Genomic DNA, 16965 nt, shown 5'->3' on the forward strand with positions numbered 1-16965 from the left:
GTGTGTTCGGGGGGAGGCTTTTTCGGCTTTCAGATCACTGCTGTTGTTCGGTGATCATCGCTGTCTGGATCATCTGCGGGCCTCCGCGGAGAGTGCGGGAGACGAGAGTGCCTCGGCCCGGGGGCAGCTGGCGCGACTTGATGTTGGCGACCAGCTGTCCGTCGTCCTTGTTGGCGCTCATCGCCAGGCCCGGGGCCGACGTCTCGCGCATCTTGCCGATGACCGGCTCGAACAGCGCACGTCCCGCGCCACCGGAGTTGCGGGCCAGGATGATGTGCAGACCCACGTCGGCCGCCTGCGGGATGAACTCCGCCAGCGGGGCCAGCGGGTTGTTCCCCTGCGGTGCGACCAGCTCGTAGTCGTCGACGACCACGAACAGCTCCGGGCCCTTCCACCACGAGCGGTCCCGCAGCTGCTCCTGCGTGACGTCCGGTCCGGGCAACCGCTTCTTCAACGACGCCGTGACGTCCTTGATGTTGCTCTTGAGCTGGTCCGCGCTGACCGAGTACTCCAGCAGGTGGGAGTTGAGGAAGCCCAGCATCGAACGCCGGTAGTCCACCAGCAGGATCAGCGCTTCCTTCGGCGTGTACCGCTCGGTGATGCCGCGGACGATCGTCTTGAGCAGCGCCGTCTTGCCCGACTCCCGCTCGCCGAACGCGTAGAAGTTCGGCTCCGCGCGGAAGTCCAGGTAGACCGGGTGCAGGCCGTCCTCGTTGATGCCGATCGGCACCAGCTTCGGGTTCGGCTGCTGCTCCGGACGCGGGAGCTGCTGGTGCGGCAGCAGTTCCGGCAGCAGGCGGACCTGCGGGGCCGGACGCCCCTTCCACGAGCTCTTGACCCGGTTGACCAGGTCGGCGACACCGTCGGAGACGTCGTCGTTGTAGAGCTCCCAGCCCATCCGCGCGGGACGGCGCTCGTCCTCGGCGGCCTGCTTCTCGACCTCGACGCGGTCACCGATGTTCTCGCTGTCCACACGAGGCAGGGCCATCAGGAAGTGCAGCTTCGAGTCGTGCATGCCGCGACCCGGACGCCCCTGCGGCACCTTCACCGCGGCCTTGCGGTCGATCTCCGACTCGCTCGGATCACCCAGCCGCAGCTCGATGCGCGTCTGGATCAGGTCCTTCATCGCGGGCCGGATCTCCGCCCACCGGGTGGCCGTGACCAGCACGTGGATGCCGAACGCCAGACCGTTCGAGGCCAGGTTCAGCACGTCCTGCTCCAGCGCCTCGAACTCCTCGCGGAACGCGCGCCAGCCGTCGATGACCAGGAACAGGTCGCCGTACGGGTCGTCGTCGAACTCACCGCGACGCTTGCGGTTGCGGTAGTCGTTCATGCCCTCGACGCCCAGCTGCTGGAACCGGCCCTCGCGCTCGGCCAGCACCGCCTTGAGCTCGGCGATCGACCGGCGGACCGTGTCCGGGTCGCGCCGCGACCCGTAGCCGCCGACGTGCGGCAGACCGCGCAGCGAGGTCAGCGAACCACCACCGAGGTCGACGCAGTAGAACTGCATCTCCTGCGGCGTGTGGGTCAGCGCCGCCGAGCCGATGATCGCGCGGATCGCGTTCGACTTGCCGGAACCGACACCGCCGACCACGGCACCGTGTCCGCCCTGACCCGACAGGTCCAGGACCATCGGGTCCTGACGCTGGTGGTAGGGCACGTCGATGATGCCGATCGGGATCTGCAACCGGGAGCTGCCCGAGTACCCCGCGGCCGTGTAGCCGCGATCGTCGGTCTGCTGCAGCGGCGGCAGCAGGGTGTCCAAAGTGGGCGGTGCGTCCAGCGGCGGCAACCACACCTGGTGCGCCGGGACCGCAGCGATCTCCTTGAACTTGTCGACGATGATCTGGAAGTCGGTGTACTCCGGGTCCTTCTGCTCCTCCTTGGCCTCCGGCTCGACCGGCTTCTCCGGTTCCGGGGGCTTCTCGATGAAGTCCGGGATGAAGTAGCGCGGCATCTTCTCACCGGTCACCGGCGACGCCCCGCCCCGCAGCGCGGGACGACGACCGCTGGTCTGGTGCATGTGGCCGGACACGTAGGCGGCGCGGAAGCGATCCATGCCGTTGGGGTGCTTCAGGTAACCGTGACCACCGCTGGCCGGCAGGTCCGCGGCGTCCGGAACACCGATCGCGGCGCGGGATTCCGCCGCGTTGAACGTCTTCAGACCGATCCGGTACGACAGGTGCGAGTCGAGACCGCGCAGCTTGCCCTCTTCCAGGCGCTGCGAGGCCAGCAGCAGGTGGACCTGCAGCGAACGACCCAGACGACCGATCATCACGAACAGCTCGGCGAACTCCGGCTGCTGCGAGAGCAGCTCGGAGAACTCGTCGATGACCACGAACAGCGCGGGCAGCGGCTCCTGGGCGTGCTCGTCACCGGCCTCGGCCATCTTCCGGTAGTCCCAGACGTTCTTCGCGCCCGCCTTGTTCAGGACCTCCTGGCGGCGGTTCATCTCACCGGCCAGCGCGTCCTGCATCCGGTCGATCAGCGAGCCGTCGCCTTCGAGGTTCGAGATCGACGCCGACACGTGGGGCGTGTCGAACCCGTTGAAGGTCGCACCGCCCTTGAAGTCGACCAGCACGAAGTTGAGCATCGCCGACGAGTGCGTGGCCATCAGGCCCAGCACGATCGTGCGCAGGAACTCCGACTTGCCGGAACCGGTCGCACCGATGCACAGGCCGTGCGGGCCCATGCCGCCCGAGGCGGTCTCCTTGATGTCCAGGTGCACGATCTCGCCCTGCTCACCAGGACCGATCGCGACCCTGTAGAGATCGTCGGTGGGACGCGGGCGCCAGGCCTCGTTGAGGTCGAAGGTGACCACGTCACCGGCCAGGCCCAGCTGCTCGATGTAGTTCAGCGGCGTGGTCAGCGGCTCGTAGCTGCCCGAGTCGGTGTCGACGGCCGGACCGCCCGCGACCCGGTACGGCGCCAGCTGGCGGGCCAGCGACGTCGCCTCCTCCGTGGTCAGCGAGTCCGGCTTGCCGAACCACTCCACACCGGACCCGCCGCGGGCACCGATGCGGTCCTCCTCCACGACCATCCGCATGCCGCGGCGCGCCGTCAGCGGACCCAGCAGGTCGGACAGGTCGATCATGGTGACGCCCGCCAGGCCGCCCTCGACGTAGAGGGCCTCCTCCCGGCTGATCTCGGCGTCGTCGATCAGGATCACCACGTGCGGCTGGCCCTCCGGCGGAGCCGCGTTGCGCTGGAAGCGCGGGCGCTCGGCGAGCTGCTCGGCGAGCATGCTCTCGACCGTGGCCAGCGAACCCGCCATCAGCCGCATCTGGCCGATGCCGTCGGTCTCGGTGGGGTGCTGCGCGTGCGGCAGCCACTTCACCCACTCCCACTCGCGGCGAGCCTGACCCGAGCTCGCGACCGCGATGATCACGTCCTCGGGCGTGTGGAACGTCGCCAGCTGGCACAGCATCGCGCGGGCCAGACCCCGCACCTGCTCCTTCTCGCCCTGCAGCCCGACCGCCGCGAAGCCGCGCAGCGACGTCGCGATCGGCAGGTCCTGCACCAGCGAGTGCGCGCGCACGAAGCGGCGCAGCGCCAGCGTGGTGATCGGCTCCAGCTCGTCGACGGGGCCGGTCTGCGGCGGGACCAGGCGGGTCTCCAACCGCTGGGAACCGCGGCCCACGCGGACCTGGCAGAAGTCGTTGTCGTTGGGGCGCCGCTCCCACATGCGGCGGCTGCCCGCCGCCATCGACCACAGGGTCTGCGGATCGGGGTGCACCCACTCGCGGGCCAGCCGCTGCTCGTCGGCGGCCTCGCGGGCGCGGTCCCGCATCTGGCCGAGGTACCGCAGGTAGTCCTTGCGGTCCTCGTCCATCTCGGCCTTCTTCTGACTGCCGTCCCGACCGCCGCCGGCCATCATCCCGAATGTTGAGATGAGCATCATCATCGGCATCATCATCATCGGGTTGTTCTGGGCCCGCGTGAACATGAACGCCATCATTCCCAGCGACGCCACGATCATCAGGCCCGGCAAGACCTTCTGAACGATGTTGCCCGGGATGGTCCGCGGAATCTCCGGCGGTGGCTCGAGATGCACCTCCCCGCCCGGTGGCCGGGGCGCGGCCAGGCGTGGCGTTCGCTTGAACTGCAGCGTGCTCACCGGACGCAACAACCTTTCTCAGACGTGCCTGGAAACACCAGAAGACCTCCGGTGCTCGTCGAACTCGCAGCCAGCATTGTTCACTGCCGCGCAGCTCTGGATGACGGGGTCCGGCTCAGCGTGACCAACCAGATACCAAGTAGTTGACACGAGTTCCGCCAAACCCGTCACCCGTGGACGGTCGGTGTGGCCATACTAGGGGCGCTCTCCGATCGGGCGGGTGGGTTTCGACAAGAAAACCCGAGCTTGGTTGGATCGAGCCCTCGACAAATGAATGCAAGGCAATCAACTTTCAGGGAGTAGGGGGCCCAAGTGGCGACCGGGACCACGGTGTTCAGCCGCGTGACGGTGGTGGCGCCTACAACTCGTATCGACCTGGCGCTGCCTTCAGACGTATCGGTGGCGGACCTGCTGCCGATGCTGCTGGACATGGCCCGCGAGATGACCCCGGACGGCGGTTCGCGGCACGGCGGCTGGGTGCTGGCCAAGCTCGGTGAGAGCGCGGCGCTGGATCCGAGTCAGTCGCTGTCCTCGCAAGGCGTCGTCGACGGCGACATCCTGCAACTTCGCCGCCGGTCGGACGACCCGCCGCCGCCGCTCTACGACGACGTCGTCGACGCGCTCGCGGAGGCGGAGCCGGGCAGCTACCGGCCGTGGACCAAGGAGACCTCGGCGAAGGTCGGTCACACCGCCGGTGCGCTGGGCCTCGTCGCGGCGGCCGCCGCGCTCGGCCTCGCCGGACCCGCCGGGATGCTGCACCCGACCACCATCCAGGGCACGACCGCGGTCGTGTTCCAGCTGGTCGCGGCCGTGGCGGCGATCGTCGTCGCGATCTTCGCGACCGGCATCGGCTCGATCGTCACCCGCGCCTACGCGGCGTCCACGACCGGCACCGTGATCGCTGCCGCCGGTGGCCTGCCGATGGCGTTCGTGGCCGGCTTCAACATGGTTCCCGGCAACACGCTGGAGCCGCGGTTGCTGCTGGGCAGCGCGCTGGTGTTCATCTTCTCCTCGGTGGCGATCATGGTGATCGGCGCGGGGATCGTGACGTTCATCGCCGCCGCCACCGCCGGCGCCTTCGGCACCATCGCCTTCATCGTGGCGACGATCTTCACGCAGGTCACCGCCTCCGGTGTCGCCGCAGGTGCGGGTGCCGTCGCGCTGGCGGGGATCTCCCTGCTGCCGCGCATCACGATCCAGCTGTCGAAGCTGCCGCTGCCGCACGTGCCGGGCAGCGCGGAGGACCTCAAGGAGGACTCCGGCTTCCCCGAGTTCCGGATGATCGAGCGGCAGACCGGGCTCGCCCACCAGTACATGACGGGCCTGATCATCGGCTGCGGTCTCGTCGCCGCCGTCGGCGCGATCGTCGCCGCCGCCACCAACCCCATCTGGGGCGCGGCGTTCGCGATCGTCGTCGCCGCAGTCCTGCTGCTGCGCGGCCGCAACTACGCCAACGGCAGCCAGGCCCTCGCGCTGCTGTTCAACGGCCTGCTCGCCGCCGGCGGCATCGCCATCGGCCTGCTCGCCCAGGTCGCCGACAACCCGCTGTACGTGGCCGCGGTGTTCCCGCCGCTGCTGATCCTCGGCGGCCTCGCGGTGATCTTCGGCGTGGTGTTCCCGAACCGCCGGTTCTCGCCGGTGCAGCGGCGGATGGTCGACATCCTCGAAGCCGTCCTGATCGCCCTCGTGCTCCCGCTGGCGCTGGCCGCGATGGACCTCTACATGGCCATCCGCGACCTGAACCTGAACTTCTAAGAGGGGCCTCGCACATGGGCTTCAAGCACCCCCGCTCTCGCGGCGCACGGCGCGGTCTCGCGCTGTGCGCCGCGGTGGGCGTCCTCGGGCTCAGCGGACCGGCGGCCCCGGCCTTGGCGCAGCAGGTGGGGCCGCCGCCTCTGGACCCGAGCCAGGTGACCGGGTCGAACCTCTCGACCCAGAAATTCCCGCAGAAGCAGGGCTGCATGAACGGCAGCCCCGGCAGCACGATCCCCGAGAAGCCCTGGAGCCAGCTGGTCCTCGGCTACGAACGGGCTCACGAGCTGGGGCTGACCGGTGCGGGCTCGAAGGTCGCCGTGATCGACACCGGTGTGAACAGCGACCAGCCGAGGCTCGGCGCCGGCGGGGTCGAGTCCGGTGGCACCGCGATCCCCGACGGTCGGGGCACCAACGACTGCGACGGCCACGGGACGATCGTGGCCGGCATCATCGGCGCCGACCCGGACCCCACCGGGGAGACCGGCTACGTCGGCGTCGCGCCGAACGCGACGATCCTGTCCATCCGGCAGACGTCGAACCTGTTCGTCGACGACCAGACCAACGCCACCGTCGGCACCACCGAGACGATGGCGCAGGCCATCAACATGGCGGTGGACCGCGGCGCGAAGGTCATCAACATCTCGCAGTCGTCGTGCCAGCCGGTCGCGCAGGCCGGCCAGTACAGCAACTGGGGAAACCAGATGCTGCACAACGCGGTCAAGAAGGCCTACAACAGCGACGTCGTGATCGTCGCGGCGGCGGGCAACGTGGGCGGGAACTGCCAGAAGAACTCCCCCGGCAGCCCCTCGACGGCCGTGCTCCCCGCCTGGTTCGACGACGAGGTGCTCACCGTGGCCTCGCTGAACCAGCAGGGCGCCCCGTCGGAGTTCACGGTCCCCGGCCCCTGGGTCGACGTGGCCGCGCCCGGTGAGAACCTCATCGCCATCGACCCCGGCCAGGGCGGGAACGGCCTGGTCAGCCAGATCGCGGAAGGCCAGCAGGGGCAGATGGGCCCGATCCAGGGCACCAGCTTCGCGGCGCCGTACGTGTCCGGGCTCGCCCTGCTGATCCAGCAGAAGTACCCCGGGATGTCGGCCGCGCAGGTCATGGACCGGATCAAGACCACGGCGCTGCACCCGGGCGGGGTCAACGGCCGCAACGACATCGTCGGCTACGGCATGATCGACCCGATGGCCGCGCTGCAGGACGTCGTCCCGGCCGAGCACGGCAAGCAGGAACCGCCGAAGAAGACGACGCACCTCGCGGCGGACGCCCTGCAGCAGAAGGACTTCCCGGCGATCATCGTCGCCATCGGCGGCGCGGGAGCCGGCATCGCGGGCATCGTCTTCACGGCGTTCCTCGCCAACGCGGTCCGCAACGTCCGAGCCCGAGCCCGCCAGAACCGCTGAAGCACGACGACAGCTCCCGCGACCGAAGCGCAACGTCCGCTTCCAACGCGTGAAGCGAAACGTCCGCTTCCAGCACCGAGAAAGGGCCGTCTCCCTGCGGAGACGGCCCTTTCTCACATCCACACATCACGCGCGTCACAAAGTACATTCCCAGCGAAAGTTAACCAAGGATTTCCGCGCACCACCGAGCGCCCGACTCCCCCTGGTTCGCCGACTCGCGTCGGGCGTGTCGGGGCCGGGGACAGTTTTAGCCATAATCACCCATGATCAATGTCCGTTATGTCCGGACAGTTATGGCTAAAACTGTCCCCGGCCCAGCACTTCGAGACGCGAGGGACCTAACCGCGGGGCTTCGGCGGCGGCGCGTCCTCCACTCCAGCGGTCCGCACCTCGGGCGTCGAGCCCTTGGAGTCCTGGAGCACCCCGGCTTCGACCGTCAGTCCCGAGTTCTGGGACGTCGTGGGGTTCTGGGAGGTTGCGGGGGTCTGCGAGGTTGCGGGGTTCTGCGAGGTCGTGGGGGTCTGGGGTGCTGTGGGGTTCTGGGAGGTTTGGGGTGGTGCTAGGGCTTCGTCGATGGAGGGTTTCGGCGGTGCCGGTTGGAGGGTCGAGGGGAGGTCCAGCTTCGGCCGGGCGCTGTCAGGCTGGTCCTGTTGGGGTTGCTGGGGTTTCGCCGTCTCGCCGAAGACCGAGGGCGGGGCTTCCGGCGCGCTGCCGAAGAGCTCCTCGGGGTTGGACTTCAGGCGGGAGGAGTTCTGCCGCTCCTTGCCACCACCACCGCCGCGCTGACCGAGCATTCCGCCCATCATGCCCATCGGCATCATGCCCATCCCGACACCGGCAGCCCCCACGGCGGCACCGCCCACGGCGGCACCGCCCACGGCCGCACCCGCAGCCGCCCCAGCACCGGACTGGCCCTCTTCGGACTCCCCCGACGCACTCGCCGCAGCGGTCCCAGCAGCCCCAGGAACCCCAGAGTTCCCGGAAACCCCGGTGTTCTCCGGTTCTCCTGTGGTGGGCGAAGTTTTCATGAAAACTTCCCCCGCCTCCCAACGGCCGGGCTCCCGAGTCGCCCCGCCGGCCATGTCGTCGCAGAGGCGGGTGAAGGCCGTGTAGTAGTCCGCGATGGACTCCAGCAGCTCCCGAGCCGGATCGGCGAGCTCCGCCAGGCGCTCACGAGCTCCGTCCTCATCGGAGGCGTCCATCGCAGCCCTGACCTCCTCAGCCGTCTGAGCTACCAGGTCGGTGAAACGTCGCTGCTGCGCACCCACGCCCTCCGCGGTGTGCTCCAGAGCATCGGCGAGGCCGGTCATCGCGTCCGCGAGGTCCTTGCCCGCCAGCCCGGCGTCGCGGATGTGCGCGACGAACGCCTCCGCGTCCGCGCCCTGCCAGGCGGTGTCGATCCCGCCCAGCTTGCCGTCCACATCACCGGAGGAGTCCTCGACCGCGGCGGCGGCCTCGCGCCAGACCCGGGCGGCGTCGCGGAAGTCGTCCGGACGCCCGATGAGCTCGCCCGCGTCAGCGGGGATGGAGTGCGCGACGTCGAGCTCGTCGGCGATTCCGGCTAGGTAGTGCAGGTTCTCGGCCGACATCGTCACGCCTCCTGTCTGCGCAGGTCAACAGCGCTGTCATCGTCACCGACCGAGTGGAAGTCGACCACCTCGCGAAGCTCGTCGCCCGCGCTGGTCAACGTCTCGGCGGCCTTGCGGTGCCGGTCCAGCAGCTGCTCGCACAACCGCCGGTAGGCCTCCGGCGCACCGGATTCCCGCCCGATCTCGCCGAAGGAATCAGCGCCGAGCTCGGCCTCCGCCAGCCGCGCGCGGCCGGTGGTGATGTCCTCGCCCGCCTCGCGGACCTGTCGCGCGTGGGTCGACAGCCAGTCGATGTCGATCCTGATCCCCGACATCCGCACCTCCAAGATCGGATCTGGCTTCCCAGACGAAACCGCCCGCAGCTCACCGTGGCTGCGGGCGGTTTGCTCGTTCCCTCGGACGTCCGAACCCGGCGGTCCGGTTCCTCGTGCGGGTGGGGAAGTTTTCATGAGAACTTCCCCACCCACCACACGACTAGGCCCCTCCGGCCTGCGGCTTCGGAGCGGGGCGGTTCACACCGCCCGGACCCACCGGAACCGAGTCGTAGGTGACGCTCGCCCCCGCCGGATCCAGGAAGTCACCGCGCGGCAACGTCCGCATCAGCCACGACGGGCCCGCCTTGATGTCGCCCGCGCTCTTCGCCACGCCCAATCCCTGCGCCGTGGCGACGTCCTTCACGCCGTACTGCACGCCCTGGTCCGAGACCAGGAAGATCGGGCCGCTCTCGGCACCGGCCTCGTTCGACGTGCCGCGCACGACCGCCGCCTTGCCCGCCGGGCCGTAGTAGTAGTCGACCTTCGGGCCGGAACCGTCGTACTGCGCCAGCTTCACCGCGGGCTTGACCGCCGGGGTGCCCTTGTTCAGGGTCACCGTGATCATCTGCGCGCCACCGACGTTCTTCCAGCTCAGGCACGAGGTGTCGGCCTGCTGGAAGGAAACCGGCTTCGGCACCGACATCGGGAAGTAGTCGAGGTCGACCGGGCTCTCGGTGCGCGGCGCGTCGGTGATCGCACCGGTGACGTTCGGGATGTCCTTGCTGTTGAGCCGGCCCGCGTGCAGCACCGCGGCCGCACCCTCGGCGCTCAGCTCCTGCTTGCCGTCCTTCATCAGCACGAAGAACTGCTCCGGCTCACCGGGAACGCTGCGCTTGACCACGTCACCGACCTTGTACCGGGTCAGGTACGGCGCGGGGTCGCCCTCGCCCGAGATGCTCGGCACCGACAGGTCCGGCACGCTCGGGATCGCGTTGAGCATGTTGGTGCTGATGGTGCGCGGGGTCGCGCCGTCGAGCCCGAAGACGTCGCGCACGACGGACTCGTTCTTGCCGATCTTCGACTTCACCGCGTGCGTGTTGTCGTCCCGGCCGACCCGGTAGACCAGGTACTCGTCGCCGGAGCTCTGGTCCTCGACGAACAGCGACTGGTCGGGGTTGAGCTCGATGCCGTGGTTGCCGTCACCGCCGATGACCGTCGTCTCGACCTTCGTGGCCGCCTCCACCCGCTCGGAGTTGAGGTTGCCCTGGACCTGGCCGACGTCGCAGATCGCCCACGAGGGCTCGGCGGGGTTGTCCGCGCTCGGCACGTACGTCGGCGCGTTGACCATGCCGGTGAGCGGACCGCGCGGGAAGTCCGCCAGCGCCGCCTCCTTGACCGTGGTCGTCGGCACCGCGCCGCTGCCCTGCTTGCCGCCCTGCTGCATGACCAGCAGCTTCGCCGAGGCCATGTTCAGCATCGGGATGAGCCGCTTCTGCGCCTTGTCGTCGGAGGTGACGACGAAAACGCTGCCGCTCTCCTTGGCCACGACGATGTTCCCGGGCTCGGGAACCGTGCCCTTGCCGCCGAACAGGCCCCAGACGAGGAACCCGATCACACCGACGGCCGCCAGCACCGCACCCGCGACCGTGGCCCGCTTGTGCGAGCCCATCGGATCGTGGAGCATCACCGCGTCTTTCCGCACCAGCGCCGACTCCATGCGGCGAAGCACGAACCGATAGGCCTGAACCTGTGACTTCGTTGTGGGTGTTGATGCCATTCTTCGCCTACAGCTCTCCCGTCCGAGGTACGGTTTCGCAGGATAGTCGCTGAGATATACCGAATGGGTGCGGTTCGGCGGACTCCGTCAGTATTCTCTGCACGCGGCTCAACTCCGACGAACGCGTCCGCCGCACCTACCTGCGAGGGGGAGAGACCGAACGGATGTCCGTGCCCACACAACATCCGGCCCAGCCGAAGGCTCCCGGGCCAGCCAACCCGACCCGCGCCCGGATTCGCGCGCGGCGTCGGCGGATCAACGGCGTGACGCTCGCCGGAATCCCGGCGGCCAACATCGTGCTCATCGAAGTCGGCCTGGGAATCGGCGCCGGCGTGTTCCTGATCAACCCGCGCGATCCCGTCATGTGGTCGATCGCGGGTGGAATCGCCTTGCTGGCCTTGATCCTCGCGCTGCTGCGCCGTCGCGGCCGCTGGTTCACGCAGTGGTTCGGCCAGGTCCTGGAGTACCGCAGCCGCAACCACACCCGCGTCTCGCACCCGGCCAACGTCGACATCGCCGAGCCCGCTGAGGACAAGGACGGCGACGGCATCATCGGCCCGGACGAGAACCACCGGGTGGCGCTGCTGCGCGTCGTCGTCGAAGACCTCGTGATCGCCCGAGCGCAGGACCACGACCGCAACCCGGTCGGGATGTCCTGGCACGACGGCAAGTGGACCGCGGTGCTGATGGTCGAGCCGACCCCCTCGCTGCTCAACCCCGTGGACAACGCGCCGAACCTGCCGATGAGCGCTCTCGTGCCGTGCCTGGAGGACCGCGGCGTGGTGCTCGACGCGATCCAGGTCATCTGGCACTGCTACCCGGGAAGCGCGGCGCTGCCGTCGAACTCCCCGGCGCTGAACTCCTACCTGGAGGTGCTGGGCCGGCTCCCCGCCGCCGCCCGCCGCACCACCTGGATCGCCGTGCGGCTCGACCCGCAGCGGTGCGCCAAGGCCATCGGCGAGCGCGGCGGCGGCGTCCTCGGCGCCCAGCGCGCGCTGATCGGTGCGCTCTCGCGCGTGCGTTCCTCCTTGGAGCAGCAGGGAATTCCGGCCCGCCCGCTGGACCCGGACGAGCTTCTGCAGGCGGGCGTCTCGTCCGCGGAGCTGCACACCGTGCTCGGCACGAACCGCCCCGTGGCGCTCAAGGAGCGCTGGGACGGCGTCACGGCGGGCGGTGTGGGTCACTCCAGCTACGCCGTCACGTCGTGGCCGAACCAGATGAACGACAGCCTCAACGCGCTCACCGGCATCCGGGCGCTGTCGACCAGCATCGCGCTGTCGGTGTCGCCGGTCGGCGAGGAGGGCGAGGTCGGCCTGCGCGGTCTGGTCCGCGTCTCGGCCCGCACGCCCGCCGAGCTCGACACCGCCGACGCGCGGTTGAAGGCCATCAGCAACCGACTCGGGTTGACGCTCACGCCGCTGCGCGGTTCGCAGCTGGCCGGTTACGCAGCGACGCTGCCGCTCGGAGGTGCGGCATGAGCCGAAGCAGGACGATCGACGTTCCCGGAAGCCACGGTCCGGCACCGGAGTTCCTGGTCACGCCGGAGACGCTGGACGCGATCAGCCCGTCCGGCGACCGCGGCGGCGTCATCATCGGGTCGGACCCGCAGGGCGGGGCGCAGGCCGCGTCGATCCTGCGGTCGCTGCCGACCCGCATGGTCACCGTCGGCGGCCTCTACCTGGCCCGCCAGCTCGCGCTGCGCGCGATGGCGACCGGCGCGTGGGTGATCATCGCGACCGGGCGTCCGGCCGCGTGGAAGATGCTGGAGCGCGCCGCGGGCGAGACGCCCGACGGCAAGCCGGTGCCGCTGGTGCAGATCCGCCGGCTCGCCCCGTTCGACCTGCCGAGGTCGTCCGAGGACACCCCGCTGCTGGTGATCCACGACGGTGGCGCGGTCCCGCAGGAGCTGTTCCCGCCGCGCGCCCCGTGGCAGACCACCATGTACGTGCTGCCCTACCTGCACCCGCAGGTCAGCAGCGGCACGGCGGCCAACACCGCGGACCTGGTGCTGCTGCAGCGGTTGCCGCTGAACCAGGCCCAGCTCGCGCAGCGCATCTGGAGCCTGCGCAACCACCAGGTGCAGCCGCTCACGCAGCTCCAGGACGACCAGCTCATCGCCCTGGGCAACATGACCTGGACCATGATCCGCCTGGTCACGAACCAGAAGGAGAAGGACATCCTCGGCCCCATCCGCCGAGGCGACTGACCTCCAGCACCACGCGGAAGCCCCCGGAACTCCCGGGGGCTTTCTGCCGTCCGGGGGAAGTTTTCATGAAAACTTCGCCTCTGAACAAGGCCTCGAAGAAGCGGTCCGGGTTCTTCAGGGGAGGGTTCGGGTGGCGCGGGTTTGGTGCTTGCGGGCTTCGAGGTCCGCGTTCGGGGGGTAGTCGATGGCGCGGAGGGTGAGGCCGTGGGGCGGGGCCACCGCTGTGGTGCGGGTTCCCTCCGCCAGGAGGTCCGCCGGGTGGGAGTCCGAACGCCGGCCGTCCCCGGTCATCAGGAGGGTGCCGACGAGGCTGCGGACCATCGAGTGGCAGAACGCGTCGGCCGAGACCTCGGCGACGATGAGGTTGTCCTCCACCCGGCTCCAGGTGAAGCGCTGCAGCTCCCGGATCGTCGTCGCACCCTCGCGCGGCTTGCAGTACGCCGCGAAGTCGTTGAGGCCCAACAGCTCCCGTGACGCGGCGTTGAGCGCGTCCACGTCCAGCGGGCGGTTCCAGGCCAGCGTGTCCTTGCGCCGCAGCGGATCCGCGCCCCACGGCGCGTCCGAGACCTGGTAGCGGTAGTGGCGGCGCAGCGCCGAGAAGCGCGCGTCGAACTCCGCGGGGACCACCTGAGCACCCAGGATCCGCACGTCCGGCGGCAGGATCCGGTTCCAGCGGTGCACCATACGCGTCAGGTCCGGAATCCCCCGCTCGTCGACGGCCAACCGCCCGGGCGCCGAGGGATCCAGCGGGACGACGTCGAAGTGCAGCACCTGACCCGTGGCGTGCACGCCGGTGTCGGTGCGACCGGCGACCACCACCGACTTCGGCACCTCGCGGCCCGGCGGCTGCTTGGCCAGGGCGTCCTCCACCAGGCCCTGCACCGTGCGCAGACCCGGCTGCTTCGCCCAGCCCTTGAAGTCCGTCCCGTCGTAGGACAGGTCGAGGCGCACGCGAACGAGCCCGTCATCCCCAGCGGGGACAACGGGCTCGTTCACAGCATCACTGCCCAGAATCAGGACTCGTCCTTCTTCTCGGCGGCGGTGTCCTCAGCGGACTCCACCTGGGCCTCGGCGGCCTCGGTGGTCTCCGCGGACTCGGCGGCCTGGGGCTCAGCGGCCTTCGGCTCGTCCTTGGCGAACGTGGTGCCGCGGGCGGCCTCCGCCTCGGAGGTGACGGTCTTCTCCGCCACCAGCGCGATCACGGCCATCTTCGCGTTGTCACCCTTGCGCGGCATCGTCTTGACGATGCGGGTGTAACCGCCGTTGCGGTCGGCGAAGAACGGGCCGATCTCGGCGAAGAGCTTGTGCACGACGTCCTTGTCGCGGATGGTCTTCATGACCTCGCGACGGTTGTGCAGGTCGCCCTTCTTGGCCTTGGTGATCAGCCGCTCGGCGATCGGCCGCAGCCGCTTCGCCTTCGCCTCGGTGGTGGTGATCCGACCGTGCTCGAACAGCGAGGTGGCCAGGTTGGCCAGGATGAGCCGCTCGTGCGACGGGGACCCGCCGAGACGCGGACCCTTGGTCGGGGTGGGCATCGGTTGCTCCTCTCGAGGGCGCGCCGGTGAACCCCGGACGCGCAACACAGCTACAGCTGCTCTGTCTCCGCGTAGTCCTGACCGTCGTCGTAGCCGTGGTCCTCGACGGGACCCGCCGAGCCGACGATGACCTCGTCCTCGGCGGTCCAGCTCTCCGCGGGGTACTCGGCCGCGGCAGCGGACGGGTCGAACCCGGGCGGGCTGTCCTTCAGGGCCAGGCCCAGACCGGCCAGCTTCATCTTGACCTCGTCGATGGACTTCGCACCGAAGTTGCGAATGTCCAGCAGGTCGGCCTCGCTGCGCGAAACCAGCTCGCCGACGGTGTGGATGCCCTCCCGCTTGAGGCAGTTGTAAGAGCGAACCGTCAGGTCCAGGTCCTCGATCGGCATCGCGTAGGCCGCGATGGTGTCGGCCTCCGCCGGCGACGGGCCGATCTCGATGCCCTCGGCATCGACGTTGAGCTCGCGGGCGAGCCCGAACAGCTCGACGAGAGTGCGACCCGCCGACGCCACCGCATCGCGGGGCGTGATGGAGGGCTTGCTCTCGACGTCGAGGATCAGCTTGTCGAAGTCGGTGCGCTGCTCGACACGAGTGGCCTCGACCTTGTAGGTCACCTTCAGAACCGGCGAGTAGATCGAGTCGACCGGGATCCGGCCGATCTCAGCACCGGTCTGCTTGTTCTGCATCGCGGGGACGTAGCCACGGCCACGCTCGACGACGAGCTCGATCTCCAGCTTGCCCTTCGCGTTGAGCGTGGCGATGTGCAGATCGGGGTTGTGCACGGTGACACCGGCCGGCGGGACGATGTCCGCGGCGGTGACCTCACCCGGGCCCTGCTTGCGCAGGTACATGGTGACCGGCTCGTCCTCCTCGGAGGAGACGACGAGCTCCTTGATGTTCAGGATGACGTCGGTGACGTCCTCCTTCACACCCGGAATCGTGGTGAACTCGTGCAGCACACCGTCGATGCGCAGGCTGGTGACCGCCGCCCCCGGGATGGAGGAGAGCAGCGTACGGCGCAGCGAGTTGCCCAAGGTGTAACCGAAGCCCGGCTCCAGCGGCTCGATGACGAACCGGGAACGGGTCTCCGACACGGCCTCTTCGGACAGTGTGGGTCGCTGGGAGATGAGCACTTCGTATTCCTTTCCTCACGGCGCCCGCTATTTGACGCCGATGGAACGGCATGCCCGCGAAGGATCGCGGGCCGGCGACGGATTCCTGCACCGCCACCGCTGGCTGCGGCCGCCGGCGACCTCGCGAGGAGATCGCCGGCGGGACGCGTCACTTCGAGTAGAGCTCGACGATGAGCTGCTCGGTGACCGGGGTGTCGATCTGCGCGCGCTCCGGGCGCTGGTGCACCAGGATGCGCAGGTTCGAGGGCACGACCTGGAGCCAAGCCGGCACCGGGCGCTCGCCCAGCGTCTCCTTGGCGATCAGGAACGGCGTGGTGCCGGCAGCCTTCGGCTTGACGTCGATGATGTCCCACTTCGAAACCTGGAAGCTGGGGACGTTCACCTTCTTGCCGTTGACCAGGAAGTGACCGTGGCTGACGAGCTGACGCGCCATCCGGCGGGTGCGGGCCAGACCGGCGCGGTACACGACGTTGTCCAGCCGGCACTCCAGCAGCTGCAGCAGGTTCTCACCCGTCTTGCCGGGGCGGCGGTTGGCTTCCTCGTAGTACGCGCGGAACTGACGCTCGAGCACGCCGTAGGTGTACCGGGCCTTCTGCTTCTCCTGGAGCTGCAGCAGGTACTCGGTTTCCTTGATGCGCGCGCGACCGTGCTGCCCCGGCGGGTACGGGCGACGCTCGAATGCCTGGTCTCCGCCGACAAGGTCAACCTTGAGACGACGGGACTTGCGGGTCGCGGGACCGGTGTAACGAGCCATTGGTGATCCTTACTCCTTTCCCGCGGCTCAGACCCGACGACGCTTCGGCGGGCGGCAGCCGTTGTGCGGCTGCGGGGTCACGTCCTGGATGGTGCCCACCTCGAGGCCTGCGGCCTGCAGCGAGCGGATCGCCGTCTCCCGGCCCGAGCCCGGACCCTTGACGAAGACGTCGACCTTCTTCATGCCGTGCTCCGCGGCCTTGCGGGCCGCGTTCTCGGCGGCCATCTGCGCGGCGAACGGGGTGGACTTGCGGGAGCCCTTGAACCCGACGTGGCCGGCGGAGGCCCAGCTGATCACCGCACCGGTGGGGTCGGTGATCGAAACGATCGTGTTGTTGAACGTGCTCTTGATGTGAGCCTGCCCGTGGGCGACGTTCTTCTTCTCCTTGCGCCGCACCTTCTTGACGGCGCCAGCGCGAGCCTTGGGTGGCATAGCT

13 protein-coding genes are annotated in these 16965 nt (G+C 69.2%); 4 read left to right on the forward strand and 9 right to left on the reverse strand.

The genetic code is table 11. The features are described 5' to 3' along the window. Positions 1-34 precede the first annotated feature (34 nt). Positions 35-4117, reverse strand: a complete 4083-nt coding sequence (gene eccCa, locus QFW96_RS10320) for a type VII secretion protein EccCa (RefSeq protein WP_281455360.1) — start codon at positions 4115-4117, stop codon at positions 35-37. Between the two features lie 312 nt (positions 4118-4429). On the opposite strand from eccCa, the gene eccD reads away from it, so the two are divergent. Continuing rightward, positions 4430-5872: a type VII secretion integral membrane protein EccD gene (eccD, locus tag QFW96_RS10325; RefSeq protein ID WP_281455361.1), complete on the forward strand. Its 1443-nt coding sequence runs from the start codon at positions 4430-4432 to the stop codon at positions 5870-5872. A 14-nt stretch (positions 5873-5886) separates the two neighbouring features. Next, positions 5887-7281 carry a type VII secretion-associated serine protease mycosin gene (gene mycP, locus QFW96_RS10330; RefSeq protein ID WP_281455362.1) on the forward strand — a complete coding sequence of 465 codons (1395 nt, stop codon included), beginning with the start codon at positions 5887-5889 and terminating at the stop codon, positions 7279-7281. A 338-nt stretch (positions 7282-7619) separates the two neighbouring features. Here mycP and QFW96_RS10335 read toward each other — a convergent pair whose 3' ends face one another. The 3 genes from QFW96_RS10335 to eccB all read right to left on the reverse strand — a co-directional run bounded on the left by QFW96_RS10335 (position 7620) and on the right by eccB (position 10901). Next, complete coding sequence (locus QFW96_RS10335; RefSeq protein WP_281455363.1) at positions 7620-8870, reverse strand: WXG100 family type VII secretion target; 1251 nt, start codon at positions 8868-8870, stop codon at positions 7620-7622. Between the two features lie 2 nt (positions 8871-8872). Further along, positions 8873-9184: a hypothetical protein gene (locus tag QFW96_RS10340; protein WP_281455364.1), complete on the reverse strand. Its 312-nt coding sequence runs from the start codon at positions 9182-9184 to the stop codon at positions 8873-8875. 160 nt (positions 9185-9344) lie between these two features. After that, positions 9345-10901: a type VII secretion protein EccB gene (gene eccB / locus QFW96_RS10345; protein ID WP_281455365.1), complete on the reverse strand. Its 1557-nt coding sequence runs from the start codon at positions 10899-10901 to the stop codon at positions 9345-9347. Positions 10902-11164: 263 nt separating this feature from the next. Between eccB and eccE the strand changes: the two genes are divergently transcribed. Then, on the forward strand, positions 11165-12379 hold the full coding sequence (eccE, locus tag QFW96_RS10350) for a type VII secretion protein EccE (RefSeq protein ID WP_281455366.1): 1215 nt from the start codon (positions 11165-11167) through the stop codon (positions 12377-12379). Next, positions 12376-13107: a hypothetical protein gene (locus tag QFW96_RS10355; RefSeq protein ID WP_281455367.1), complete on the forward strand. Its 732-nt coding sequence runs from the start codon at positions 12376-12378 to the stop codon at positions 13105-13107. Before eccE ends, QFW96_RS10355 begins: the two co-directional genes overlap by 4 nt. A 114-nt stretch (positions 13108-13221) precedes the next feature. Here the strand turns inward: QFW96_RS10355 and truA are convergent, their stop codons facing one another. From truA to rpsK, 5 genes are all read right to left on the reverse strand, one after another. Next, positions 13222-14103, reverse strand: a complete 882-nt coding sequence (gene truA, locus QFW96_RS10360; RefSeq protein WP_281455368.1) for a tRNA pseudouridine(38-40) synthase TruA — start codon at positions 14101-14103, stop codon at positions 13222-13224. Positions 14104-14120: 17 nt separating this feature from the next. Further along, positions 14121-14642 carry a 50S ribosomal protein L17 gene (gene rplQ / locus QFW96_RS10365; RefSeq protein ID WP_281455369.1) on the reverse strand — a complete coding sequence of 174 codons (522 nt, stop codon included), beginning with the start codon at positions 14640-14642 and terminating at the stop codon, positions 14121-14123. Between the two features lie 50 nt (positions 14643-14692). Next, positions 14693-15775: a DNA-directed RNA polymerase subunit alpha gene (locus QFW96_RS10370; protein ID WP_281455370.1), complete on the reverse strand. Its 1083-nt coding sequence runs from the start codon at positions 15773-15775 to the stop codon at positions 14693-14695. Positions 15776-15923: 148 nt separating this feature from the next. After that, positions 15924-16529, reverse strand: a complete 606-nt coding sequence (gene rpsD, locus QFW96_RS10375; RefSeq protein WP_281455371.1) for a 30S ribosomal protein S4 — start codon at positions 16527-16529, stop codon at positions 15924-15926. Between the two features lie 27 nt (positions 16530-16556). Then, entirely contained in the window at positions 16557-16961 is a 405-nt protein-coding gene (gene rpsK / locus QFW96_RS10380) for a 30S ribosomal protein S11 (RefSeq protein WP_093414154.1), read from the reverse strand. Between the last annotated feature and the right edge of the window lie 4 nt (positions 16962-16965).

The organism is Saccharopolyspora ipomoeae (genome assembly GCF_029952525.1).
Classification (GTDB): Bacteria; Actinomycetota; Actinomycetes; order Mycobacteriales; family Pseudonocardiaceae; genus Saccharopolyspora; species Saccharopolyspora ipomoeae.

Coding starts and splice junctions, on each gene's coding strand:
- mycP (WP_281455362.1), top strand. CDS start 5,887: ATGGGCTTCAAGCACCCCCGCTCTCGCGGCGCACGGCGCGGTCTCGCG.
- QFW96_RS10335 (WP_281455363.1), bottom strand. CDS start 8,870: ATGTCGGCCGAGAACCTGCACTACCTAGCCGGAATCGCCGACGAGCTC.
- QFW96_RS10340 (WP_281455364.1), bottom strand. CDS start 9,184: ATGTCGGGGATCAGGATCGACATCGACTGGCTGTCGACCCACGCGCGA.
- eccB (WP_281455365.1), bottom strand. CDS start 10,901: ATGGCATCAACACCCACAACGAAGTCACAGGTTCAGGCCTATCGGTTC.
- QFW96_RS10355 (WP_281455367.1), top strand. CDS start 12,376: ATGAGCCGAAGCAGGACGATCGACGTTCCCGGAAGCCACGGTCCGGCA.
- rplQ (WP_281455369.1), bottom strand. CDS start 14,642: ATGCCCACCCCGACCAAGGGTCCGCGTCTCGGCGGGTCCCCGTCGCAC.
- rpsD (WP_281455371.1), bottom strand. CDS start 16,529: ATGGCTCGTTACACCGGTCCCGCGACCCGCAAGTCCCGTCGTCTCAAG.
- rpsK (WP_093414154.1), bottom strand. CDS start 16,961: ATGCCACCCAAGGCTCGCGCTGGCGCCGTCAAGAAGGTGCGGCGCAAG.